The organism is Labrenzia sp. 5N (assembly GCF_012395805.1).
GTDB classification, from domain to species: domain Bacteria; phylum Pseudomonadota; class Alphaproteobacteria; order Rhizobiales; family Stappiaceae; genus Roseibium; species Roseibium algicola.
Genome location: NZ_JAAZTM010000011.1, coordinates 263,395 through 275,088, shown reverse-complemented (window position 1 = coordinate 275,088; position 11,694 = coordinate 263,395). Strand labels below are relative to the sequence as shown.

Genomic DNA, 11,694 nt, shown 5'->3' with positions numbered 1-11,694 from the left:
CCCCCTATCCTCCCGGGCTCCCCTCAACCTCATCCTGAGGAGGCGCAAAGCGCCGTCTCGAAGGATGGGCAGCATACTCGGGAACAAGCGGCCATCCTTCGAGACGGGCCTCCGGCCCTCCTCAGGATGAGGGGTTGGTGTAGGGAACGATTAGGATTTACCGGAGGTGGGGTCGGCACGAAAAGGCAGGGAAGACGAGGACAGTTGAGCGGACAAGAGCGTCCCAGCACTGAGGATACCTGCCGAGTTCCGAAGAGCGCAGAGCGCAGAGCGACAGATCGATTCAGAGACCTGCGCAGTCACTCCATCCGGAACACCCCGATTCTTCGCCTTTGCTGAACTCCGCTTTCCGCTCCCCTCATCCCGAACTTCTCCCCCCTCATCCTGAGGAGGTGCGAAGCGCCGTCTCGAAGGATGGGCGACAAACGCCAACACAAGTGGCCCATCCTTAGAGACGGGCTTTCAGCCCTCCTCCGGATGAGGAGTTTGGTGGGGACTGGCAGATAATAATGCGACCTAAGCAAACCGATGGCAGACGCCAGTCGGCTTATCAGAACACGCCTGCAGACCGGTTCTCGGACTTTACTTCAACCGGATGATCTTCGGGCCGAGGGCGCGCACGTAATCGCTTTGATCGGCAAAAACCATCACGTTGGTCTCGGTCACTTCGGTCTGCTTCAGTTCCAGCGGCGTCTTGCCGTCCGGATTGACGATCACCTTGCGGGTCGGTGGCAGGCCGCGGAACACCAGCACACCGGCTTCCTTGGTCACGATGGCACCATAAGGTTCGTCGTGGACAATGCGCGTCGTGCCGCTTTCGGCCTGCACCGCGGCTCCAAGGGCGATGCTAAAGCCGGCTGCGGCCAGCAGGGTTTTGCAGATGGAATTCATGACACGTCTCGCTGTTAACGCTTCATTTACCATGAATCGTAACCGCTCGTTAACTTTTGCGCCAGAGGTCCTGCGGGTTTGTCCCGTGAAACAGAAATTATGGTTAACGCGACAGACTGACTTCAGACCGAGACGCCGTGGCTGAGGTCCTTGAAGCTTTCGGCAACATGCTTGGCGAACGCATGAGTGGCTTTGCCCGCATGGGCCCGCTCGGCCATGAGAATGTGATAGTCGCCGATTTCCGGCAGGCCATGCCGTTCGTCCAGGGCCATCAGGGGCGCCTCGACCACACTCGCCGGAAAGGGAGCCACGGCAAGGTCCGCCAGAAGTGCGGCTTCCTGGCCGGCACTGTGAAAGCTGGTGTAGGAAACGCGGTAAGGCTTCTGGGCATCGTCCAGCGCAACCCGCGCAGCTCTGCGCCAGGGGCACCCGGGCGTGGAAACGGCAAGCGGCAACGGATCGCGCTCATAGGCGATACCACCTTCCAGTCCTACCCAGACCAGCGGCTCGGTGAAGACGATTGTGCCTCCCCGCGCCAGTGCGGTACCCGGACGGGCGGTAAAGAGCGCAAGGTCCAGCTCCCCCTTCTTCACCTTCTCATCCAGCATCGGACTGCCATCGAGATGCACGTCCACATTCACACCAGGATGAGAGCGTGCAAAGCGTGAAAGAATGTTGGGCAGGAACCTGGTGCCGAAATCGGACGGCGCTCCGAAGCGGACTTCGCCTTCCACTTCAGGAGACAGGAACAGCGAAACAGCTTCCTCGTTCAGCATCAGGATACGCCGCGCATATCCAAGCAAAGCTTCGCCTTCCGTAGTCATACGTACGGTGCGCCCTTCCCGGGCGAACACCGAAACCCCGAGGATCGATTCAAGTTTTTTGATCTGCATTGAAACTGCTGACGGCGTTCGCCCAACAAGCTCGGAAGCTTTTGAAAAACTTGAGGTTTCCGCGATCACCAAAAAGGTCCTGTAAAGATCCAGATCGATCAGCGGCATGCCGGTGCCGGGCAACTTTTGCATGGTCCAGATTTCCCAGAAGTTCAGTTCAATTTTCTTGAACGAATAGATGAATACTATTCGATTGATTGAACTGCAAGTTCTGCCCATATAGCAGGCAAGCGGCCTCGCGTTTAAGCAGTGGACCGCACTTTCTTGTAACAATCGAATACGCTCAGGATTGGCAACGCCATGACCTATCTTGCACAAGCCCTCGGCACCAACCTCATGGGTGTCGTCAGCGGACACACCACGGCAGAGCTGGCTCGTATGAACCAGGCCCTGCGTCAGCGCGAAGCTCAGAAGTCCAAGAAACGCTGATCCGACGATCTGGATAACTGCCGATTGCCGGCCTGAAGCCGGCAATCTGACAATTTTCCAGAGGGTGCGAAACCAGCGTCAGGCCAGCACGGGATACCCGCGCTCTGCCGCCTCGGCTTCCATCTTCAAGATGACCGCGTAATCGTCGGAAGACAGTTTCGAAAAGCCGTGAATGCCAAGGCGTTCACGGCTTTGTTGCGTTTCAGGCGCTGAAAGCACCTCGGCAACGGCATCGCTAATAAGTGCGTGTTCCGCATCGCTGAAACGGCGGGAAGTGATCAGCGGCAACCCGGGCGCGGATGCTGTGCGGCCAAGCGGCCGAACTTGCGCCGCCAGCTCCGGCATTTCCCGGCAGACCAGTGCCCAGCAAACTGCATCGATGGATGCGATGTCGGCCTTGCCCTCCGCAACGGCCTTCAACGACGCCAGGTGGCTCCCGCTCACAATGACGTCTGAAAAGAAAGCGCCCTCAGTATCAAGCTGTGCCACCGCATGACGGAAAGTATTCATGCCTGACTGGCTGTCCGATCCGTTGAAAACCGCCCGGTGACCGCGCAGGCCCTCCAGGTTTTGGTGGGAGCTGTCATGCTTGACGATCAGTTGACTGCAATATCGTGGACCATCGCACCCTTCCGCATCGTAGTGAGGCGTCCCCACGAGCCGGACCTTGTCCGCAAGTGCATGGGTCAGGGGGTAACCGCAGGTTTGCGACAAGAGGAGATCCGGGTCCGTCCAGGCCGCCACCAGATCTTGCCCATTCTGCCATGGCCGGTTATCGCTTTCACTCAGTCCCAGAACGCTGCAAAGCGCGCCCTGGAGCGCGCTTTCAAGATCCCGCGTGGCATGACGTACCTCCGGCCAGTCGTACATCGGCAGCCGGACAGCTAGAAAAGATCCACCGGTCAAGACACCGCCTTTTCCGCGGCAGGAAATCCGCTGGTCTCATTGTATTTGATCGGGTGCACAACGGGCTCCTTCACCTTGAAAAAATAGTGCCTGGCCAACTGGAAATAGCTCGCAAAGACATAGCCGCCGTTCCGCTCCTGCCATTCCGAGCGGGCAGCGCGGTAGATCTTCGGAAGATGATACCAGGGTGCACGCGGATTGGCGTGATGAACGACATGGAGATTATTGTTCAGAAACAGAAGCGAGAACACCGGGCAGAACTCGACGATGATCGACCGCGCCTCCGCATGTTCATGCGCACGGTGCTCCGCATAGGTGCGCAGCATCAACAGGCTCATGCCCGGATAGGCGACCCCGAGAACATACAGCCAGAACGGCATGCCGCCGACCAGAGTGACAAACAGGACAAGCGGCACCACACCGGCAACATGATGTGCCCAGGCGCGCATGACGACCTTGTCCCCCGCAAGCATCATCCGGATTTCGGCTCCCACGAAACCGACCATCGAGACCACCGGCCCGATCAGCAGCCGGCCCAATAGCGTGTTGTTGATCGTCAGGATCATTTGTATCGGACGGGGAAGGCTCTGCCAGTCCGCCCAGGCGAGATAGTAGCTTTCCGGATCGTCGTAGGGATCCGTCAGCCGGTCATTGTTATGATGGCGCAGGTGAAGAGACTTGAAGCGGCGATACGGCACGCACAGGCCGAACGAGCAGTAGACCAGGGCTTCGTTGAGTGCGGGACTGCGCGTGGGGTGACCATGAAGCACCTCGTGTTGCAGTGAGGATTGCAGTGTCACCAGAATCGCCGCCAGGGGGCAGACCACGAAAGGTCCAAGCTCGGAATAGAACCCTATCAACAAAACCCAAGCCGACGAGGTGGCCAGAATCAGGGCCAATGTCGGCCACTCGCAGAATTTCGCGCGCGGCAAGGAAGTCTCCAAATGTTTGAAAAATCGGCGTAAACCGACATGAACTGGTTTGACTATGCGCGCGGGCCATCTTCAGGACAATTTGAGACTTGAGAACAAATTCCACGATATTTAGCAAACTCAGCATGATGGTTTTATTTGTAAACAGATGATGATTTTTAGCTGCATCTGCAGCCTTTCCGACAAACGATATGACTGGATCGGAACATCAAGTGGCGGTTTTGCCGCTAGACAAAAAAGGGACTGTCCTCTGTTCTGGGCGAAACGCCGGAAGGAAGGACTGCCATGCCAACATCAAACGAAACGCCGAACCGCCATGACGTGATTATCATCGGTGCCGGCATCATCGGTTGCGCCATCGCATTGTCCATGACGCGCAAGGGCTACAAGACACTGAATGTCGACGCCCTGCCGGCAGCCGGCTATGGCTCCACCTCCAGTTCCGCGGCGGTGATCCGCACCTATTATTCCACGCGCGACGGCACGGCGATGGCCCTTGAAGGCTATCACGACTGGAAGAACTGGCAGGCCTATCTGGAAACGGAAGACGCCGGGGAACTGGCGCATTTCATCGAGACCGGCACCCTGGTGATGAAGACCGCATCCGACAACTACCAGAAGCATGTTCTGGAACATGCCGACGCCCTCGGCATCCCTTATGAACACTGGTCGGCCGACCGCATCACACAGGAACTCCCAGGCTACAACCTGGACTGTTTCGCTCCGGCGAAAACCATGGATGACGACGACTTCGGCATGCCGACCGGTGGCGCTCTTCAGGGAGGTGTCTTCTTCCCGGCAGGTGGCTACGTCGACGATCCGCAAATCGCCGCCCGCAACCTGAAGGATGCGGCAGCCAAGCTTGGGGCGCAGTTCCGCTTCAAGACCAGGATCGTCAAGATTCCGGTAGAGAACAACCGTGTCACCGGTGTTCTCACTGAGAACGGCGAACATATCCCGGCAGCTATCGTCATCAATGTCGCTGGCCCGCATTCCGGCAAGGTGAACGCGCTCCTGGAAGGCGAAACCGGACTGAAGATCGGCCACCGCCCGCTGCGCCAGGAAGTGGTTCAGATCGCCCCGCCTCAAAGTCTGAACTATTCCCGCGAAGGTCTGGTCGTTTCCGACAACGACATCTCCGTCTACGTCAAGCCAGGTGGCGGCGGCCAGTTGATGATCGGCAGCCAGAACCCTGCCTGCGACCCGCATCTCGTGGAAGATCCCGACGATTTCGCCATGGACCTGACTGACCGCGGTCTCACCTATGCCTACCGCTACTCTCAACGAGTTCCCGAGCTGGGCGTATCCCAACACCCTGTCGGTGTGGCAGCGCTCTATGATGCGACGGACGACTGGCTTCCGATTTACGACCGCACCAATGTCGATGGCTACTACCTGGCCATCGGAACCAGCGGCAACCAGTTCAAGAACGCAACCGTTGCCGGGCGCCTGATGACAGATCTGATCGGTTACTGCGAAGCTGGCAACGATCATGACGCCACGCCATTGCAATTCAAGCTGGAGCATGTCCCCCACACGCTCAACACGGCGACGTTCTCCCGCAAGCGCGAGCTGACGAAGGAAAGTTCGTTTTCGGTGCTCGGGTAATTTCACTCAAGCTTCTGTTCTTCTGAGCCGAAATCGTAGGGGCGATCCCCAACCCTCCCCCTCATCCTGAGGAGCGCACGAAAGTGCGCGTCTCGAAGGATGGGCTACTTGCTCCTGAGTGTGCTACCCATCCTTCGAGACAGGCCTTCGGCCCTCCTCAGGATGAGGGGGAGGTTGGGACTGGGTTGGGGCTGAGCCTGGGTCTACGGCTGCGGCTGGGGTTGGGGTTGGAACTACGGCAAGGTCTGAGGCTGGCGTCTGGATTGGAAACGGCTCCTGTCTGGCTTCGCTGGACGAACGCCCGGTGCGCGCGCCTGAACATAACGGCCTCAAGCCCCCCCAATTCCGCCGTGGTCGAATCGCCCGTTTCGGGGTAAGCAACCGGTTCTGATCCTGAAGGAGCATTCCGTGGCCTGGTCCCCGCAACAAGATGAAGCCCTGAAAGAAGCCGCTGCCTGGCTAAAGCGCGGCGACAGGCAGGTGTTCCGCCTGTTCGGCTTTGCGGGCACGGGCAAGACAACGCTTGCCCGGCATCTGGCGGAAGGCATCGACGGCGACGTCTGTTTTGGCGCCTTCACCGGCAAGGCTGCTCATGTGCTGCGCCAGAAAGGCTGCGAGGACGCGGGCACGATCCATTCGCTGATCTACCGCCCACGCTCGGCCAAGGAAGAAGACGACCTTGACGACGATGATGACGACAGCGGCCCGCAGTTTGCCATCAAGCGTGACAGCCAGGCTTCGACCGCGAGCCTGATCGTCATCGACGAATGCTCCATGGTGGACGAAGACCTGGGCAAGGACCTTCTGTCCTTCGGCACGCCTGTTCTGGTGCTGGGTGACCCGGCACAGCTGCCTCCGGTCAAGGGCGGCGGCTTTTTCACCGAAGCAGAACCCGACGTGATGCTGACCGAGGTTCACCGGCAGGCGCAGGACAATCCGATCGTGCGCATGTCGATGACCATTCGCGACGGTGGCCAGCTCGACTACGGCACATTCGGCGAAAGCCGGGTGATCCACCGGCGCGACATCGACAAGGACCAGATCCTTGCCGCCGATCAGGTGCTGGTCGGCACCAACAAGACGCGCAGGCTCTACAACGCCCGCATTCGCGAGTTGAAGGATTTCTCCACTCCCATGCCAGCGGTCGGCGACAAGCTGGTGTGCCTCAGGAACGACAAGACCAAGGGGCTTTTGAACGGCGGTCTATGGACGGTCAAGCGCCTGCGGCCCCCACGTGGCAACACGTTGCGCTTCGATGTCGTGTCCGAGGACGAGCTCTCGAGAAACGCCGTCAAGGTGAAGGTGTTGCCGGCCATGTTCGAGGATGGCGCGGAAAGCATTCCCTATGCCATCCGGCGCAAGGCGGACGAATTCGACTACGGCTATGCGCTGACCGTCCACAAGGCCCAGGGCTCGCAGTGGGACAACGTTGTCCTGTTCGATGAAAGTTGGGCATTCCGCGAGCACAAGAGCCGCTGGCTTTATACCGCAGTCACCCGCGCCGCCGAGAAGATCACTGTCGTAAGATAGGCGAGTCGAACGCGGCTTCGGAAATCTCCTGCAGATCATTGCTGGCAGGAAGTGCCTGGAGACCGGTCTCGATAAAGGTTCTGAGGTCGTTCTCGCTGCTGCCGCTGCGCCCAAGCAGGGCAATTGCCGAAAACTGTCCGTCGATGAAGGTTGCCGTCCGGTCCACGTCGGTATCTTCAGACATCTCCCCCGCGGCAACCGCCTTTAAAAGGCGATCCCTGATGGCCTTGAACCGTGCAGCCCTCAGGTTCAGCACGACTTCCTGATGCCGCTGAGCGCCATATGTGCAATCGACAAGCGCATTGACGAGAAAACATCCAGCCGGCGTTTCCTTGTCCAGCGTCAGGTCCGCGACGGCACCGAGAAAATCCCTGAAGTCCTGTACAACGTGTTTTTCAGCCCGTTTCAACCTGGCAAAAACCGGCCCGCCATAGGTTTCGAAATAATGCAGAAGCGCCTTTTCGAACAGTGCTTCCTTATCGCCGAACGCGGCATAAAGGCCCGGTTTGGCCATGCCTGACGCTTCGGCAAGATCGCTCATGGATGTGCCGGTATAGCCGTTCTGCCAAAAGGCGATCATCACGGAATGAAGAGCGTCTTTGGTATCGATTTTTCTTGGCCGTCCGCGCGCCATCGGTCTGCACTCCTCATAACAAACCGTGTGATCCGGTTATTAAAGCTCGGGAACCTTGAACCTCGGCAGGATGTGTGCCCTTGCCCACCATGCGCACCACCAACCGACCACGACATCCTGTTGAAAGAATAGCTGCTCGTTTTCAACGCAGAATACGCAATTTATTGCAATTCGTACAGGAACTACCCACCATTCAACCCAAAAGTGCATACCAAAACAATTTCACTGCACTGCCTGCTGTGAAATTGGTTCGCCATTGGGCTCAGCTCGTTTCAATCCGGCGCGCCCGATCCGGCAATCTTTCGGTATTTCACAGTGGACGGAGCTCATCGGTCCCTTTTCCGCCCGATTGAGGGGGCTTATCGTCTGCGGCTCAGATTTTTCTCGACGGAAAGTACCTTTCGTAAATGGCAAGCGTATCGATGACCGACCCGACCACGTCCACTCCCAAGGCCGACCTGTCCGCCCAGACCGCCCTGCGCATCGCACAGAGGATCGCGGATGAAATCGGCTGCAAGGCCGGCCAGGTGAATTCGGCCGTCCAGATGCTGGACGAAGGTTCGACGGTGCCATTCATCGCCCGCTACCGGAAGGAAGCCACCGGCGGGCTTGACGACACCCAGCTGCGCAAGCTCGAAGAGCGGCTGATTTATCTGCGCGAAATGGAAGACCGCCGCGTCGCCATAACCAAATCAATCGAAGAGCAGGGCAAGCTCACAGACGATCTTGTTGCCAGCATTCAGGCAGCCGATACAAAGTCCCAGCTTGAGGACATCTATCTGCCGTTCAAGAAGAAGCGTCGCACCAAGGCACAGATTGCCCGTGAAGCCGGCCTGGAACCGCTGGCCGACACTCTTCTGGGTGATCCCACCCGAGACCCCGAAGCCGAAGCGGCCGCTTACGTGGATGAAGGCAAGGGCGTTGCCGACACCAAGGCGGCGCTTGACGGTGCTCGCCAGATCCTGATGGAACGCTTTGCCGAAAACGCCGAGCTGGTCGGCCGCCTGCGCCGCCATGTCGAGGAACGTGGTGTCGTTCAATCGAAACTCATCGACGGCATGGCGGAAAAAGGTGCGAAATTCGCCGACTATTTCGACTATTCCGAACAATGGTCCAAGATCCCGAGTCACCGCGCCCTTGCGCTGTTCCGTGGTCGCAACGAAGGCATCCTGTCTGTCGACCTGACGGTTGATGCTGACGACGTCTCCCCTGTCCTGCCCGCCGTAAAGATGGTTGCTGACACCTATGGCATCGCTGACCGGGGCCGCCCTGGCGACAAGTGGCTTATGGAAGCTGCGCGTTTCGCCTGGAAGGTGAAGCTTGCCCTGCACCTGGAACTCGACCTGATGGGTGTCCTGCGTGACAAGGCGGAAGAAGAAGCCATCCAGGTTTTTGCCCGCAACCTCAAGGATCTTCTGCTGGCAGCGCCCGCCGGCTCCAGAACCACACTCGGCCTCGATCCCGGCATCCGGACAGGTGTGAAGGTTGCCGTTGTCGATGCAACCGGCAAGCTGGTCGAAACCGCGACCATCTATCCGTTCCAGCCGCGCAATGATGTTTCCGGCTCCCGCGCCGCTCTCCTCGCCTTGATCGCGAAACACAAGGTCGGCCTGATCGCCATCGGCAACGGCACGGCCAGCCGTGAAACAGACAAGCTGGCGGGTGACGTTCTTGCCGACATTCCCGCCGCCCAGCGCCCGGTAAAGGTCATCGTCAACGAGGCCGGTGCTTCGGTCTATTCGGCCTCGGAACTGGCGGCGAAGGAAATGCCGGATGTCGACGTTTCCCTGCGCGGCGCGGCCTCCATCGCCCGCCGCCTGCAGGACCCGCTTGCCGAACTGGTCAAGATCGAACCGAAGTCCATCGGGGTCGGCCAGTACCAGCACGACGTCAACCAGACCAAGCTGGCCCGTGCGCTGGATGCGGTTGTCGAAGACGCGGTGAATGCCGTCGGCGTTGATCTCAACACCGCCTCTCCCGCCCTGCTGTCGCGCATTTCCGGCCTGTCGGACAGTCTGGCAAAGGCCGTGGTCGAACACCGTGAAGCCATCGGCCGGTTCGACAGTCGGACCCAGCTCAAGGAAGTCCCGCGCCTCGGCGCCAAGGCTTTTGAACTTTGCGCAGGCTTTCTGCGCATCAACGAAGGCAAGGAACCACTCGACGCCTCCTCCGTCCACCCGGAAGCCTATCCCTTGGCAAAACGGATCGTGAAGGCCTGCGGCCGCGACGTGCGCCAGATCATGGGCGATGCCTCACTGCTGAAAGGCCTCGAACCGTCAGAATTCACCGACGAGAAATTCGGCCTTCCAACCGTGAAGGACATCCTGTCGGAACTGGAAAAGCCGGGCCGCGACCCGCGCCCCGAATTCAAGACCGCGACCCTTCAGGACGGCGTCGAGGAAATTTCCGACCTGAAACCGGGCATGAAGCTGGAAGGCACGGTCACCAACGTTACCAACTTCGGCGCCTTCGTCGATGTTGGTGTTCATCAGGACGGGCTGGTGCATGTTTCCCAATTGGCTGATCGGTTCGTCGATGATCCGCACAAGGTCGTGAAGGCCGGTGACATCGTCAAGGTGACGGTCCTGGAAGTGGATGTTCCACGCAAGCGCATCTCCATGACCATGAAGTCCCAGGCAGATTACCAGGGCCAGCGCGAGCGTGGTGGTCAGGACAGGGGTGGCCAGAACCGGAACGGTCCGGGAGGCAGAGCCCCCAGCGGCAAGGGACCCGGCGGCGGTAACGGCCCGCGCGGAAATGGCCCCCGTGGTGGCGGCGCGCCGAAGTCCTCCGGCGGAGACAGCGGCAACAACGCCTTGGCCGCGGCACTCGCCGCAGCGATGAACAAGAAGAAATGACGGACTGATCCAGCGGCGTTATCAGCGCCGCTGGATCAACCTGTTACTGGTTTTCGTAACATTCATCGATGCCCGAAGGCGACTGGAGCAAGAGCTGCCGTCCCTTGCTGTGAACCGTGTACTGACCGTCCGTATAACGCGCGCCTGACCCTGAGACGACCTGCTCGAGCCGTCTCGGCGTGTGACCGTCAATGGTGTAGATCAGGTGGCCATTGCCGCTTTGCACGTAGGTGGCCGTCAAAGGCAATCCTTCGGTGCACGTGTAATGCACCGTGATTGAGTCACCGGCGGCCGGCTGCGCCACATTGCCAGCTGCTGCCGGTTGATAGTTGCGCGCCGGAAAGGCATCGGTGATCTGGTATAGGTCCGACCGCGGACCATTTCCCTGCGCATAAAGGATCATGCGCCGATGCAGATCCAGCTGCAGCGTCACATTTCTTGAAGCATCGTGGAGATACACCGACCAGTCGTCCCGGCCGAATTCCTGAAAATGGAAATTCACGGTGCCGTAGACGTCCGCTTCCTGCCACTGGCCGTTTCCAACGTTTGTGAAACTGCCGCCAGAATGCCGGACGACACCAACATTCTGGCCATTCACACCAGGAGCTGCCGACAGTTGGCCACCAGGTTGCTGCGGCACCGGGTTCTGGACCTGAGGCCGGCCTCCGCAGACCTCATATATCCCCGGGTATGGGCGCTCCGAGCAGAACAGCCCGCCCCAGTGGTAGCCTGTCTGTCCGTTGCGGTACCTGACCTGGAACCACTCGTATCCATTCATCATGACCCCGGTACCGGACAGGATCAAAATGGCATCCCCCTGACGGAGACTGCCACTTTGCCCGTATTGCATACCAGGACCACTGCGAACCTTGCCGCCGTAGGATGCACCGTTTTGCGGGAAATCGACGTCCGGTGAGGCGAAAGCGAAACTGGCTGGCAAAACAAGTGTTGCCAGCACGACAAAAAGCGAAAATCTGCTCATCAAAATGCCTGTTCTATTGAAGTTACTTAAG

At 59.1% G+C, this 11,694-nt stretch carries 10 protein-coding genes; 4 read left to right on the top strand and 6 right to left on the bottom strand.

What is annotated here, in order from left to right:
- Positions 1-582: 582 nt before the first annotated feature.
- Entirely contained in the window at positions 583-891 is a 309-nt protein-coding gene (locus HEP89_RS12440; protein WP_077291796.1) for a hypothetical protein, read from the bottom strand.
- A 122-nt stretch (positions 892-1,013) separates the two neighbouring features.
- The gene (locus HEP89_RS12435; protein ID WP_062487111.1) at positions 1,014-1,916 is read right to left on the bottom strand and encodes a LysR substrate-binding domain-containing protein; all 903 of its coding nucleotides are present in this window, start codon (positions 1,914-1,916) and stop codon (positions 1,014-1,016) included.
- 168 nt (positions 1,917-2,084) lie between these two features.
- Here HEP89_RS12435 and HEP89_RS29840 point away from each other — a divergent pair, with 168 nt between their 5' ends.
- Positions 2,085-2,213, top strand: a complete 129-nt coding sequence (locus HEP89_RS29840) for a hypothetical protein (RefSeq protein ID WP_267480514.1) — start codon at positions 2,085-2,087, stop codon at positions 2,211-2,213.
- A 78-nt stretch (positions 2,214-2,291) separates the two neighbouring features.
- On the opposite strand, the gene HEP89_RS12430 is transcribed toward HEP89_RS29840, so the two are convergent.
- Positions 2,292-3,119 (bottom strand): PhnD/SsuA/transferrin family substrate-binding protein, encoded by an 828-nt coding sequence (locus HEP89_RS12430; protein WP_209014626.1) that lies wholly within the window; start codon positions 3,117-3,119, stop codon positions 2,292-2,294.
- Positions 3,116-4,051 carry a fatty acid desaturase gene (locus HEP89_RS12425; protein WP_075284089.1) on the bottom strand — a complete coding sequence of 312 codons (936 nt, stop codon included), beginning with the start codon at positions 4,049-4,051 and terminating at the stop codon, positions 3,116-3,118. Before HEP89_RS12425 ends, HEP89_RS12430 begins: the two co-directional genes overlap by 4 nt.
- Positions 4,052-4,336: 285 nt before the next feature.
- Between HEP89_RS12425 and HEP89_RS12420 the strand changes: the two genes are divergently transcribed.
- Positions 4,337-5,659, top strand: coding sequence for an FAD-dependent oxidoreductase (locus HEP89_RS12420; protein ID WP_168692141.1), 1,323 nt, complete (start codon positions 4,337-4,339; stop codon positions 5,657-5,659).
- 408 nt (positions 5,660-6,067) lie between these two features.
- Positions 6,068-7,189 carry an ATP-dependent RecD-like DNA helicase gene (locus HEP89_RS12415; protein ID WP_077291793.1) on the top strand — a complete coding sequence of 374 codons (1,122 nt, stop codon included), beginning with the start codon at positions 6,068-6,070 and terminating at the stop codon, positions 7,187-7,189.
- Here HEP89_RS12415 and HEP89_RS12410 read toward each other — a convergent pair.
- A complete protein-coding gene (locus HEP89_RS12410; RefSeq protein ID WP_077291792.1) occupies positions 7,173-7,823 on the bottom strand; it encodes a TetR/AcrR family transcriptional regulator in 651 nt (216 codons plus the stop codon). The two genes, HEP89_RS12415 and HEP89_RS12410, sit on opposite strands and share 17 nt — an antisense overlap.
- 407 nt (positions 7,824-8,230) lie before the next feature.
- On the opposite strand from HEP89_RS12410, the gene HEP89_RS12405 reads away from it, so the two are divergent.
- On the top strand, positions 8,231-10,681 hold the full coding sequence (locus HEP89_RS12405) for a Tex family protein (protein ID WP_077291791.1): 2,451 nt from the start codon (positions 8,231-8,233) through the stop codon (positions 10,679-10,681).
- Between the two features lie 43 nt (positions 10,682-10,724).
- Here the strand turns inward: HEP89_RS12405 and HEP89_RS12400 are convergent, their stop codons facing one another.
- Positions 10,725-11,663 (bottom strand): MliC family protein, encoded by a 939-nt coding sequence (locus HEP89_RS12400; RefSeq protein ID WP_077291790.1) that lies wholly within the window; start codon positions 11,661-11,663, stop codon positions 10,725-10,727.
- Positions 11,664-11,694 lie beyond the last annotated feature (31 nt).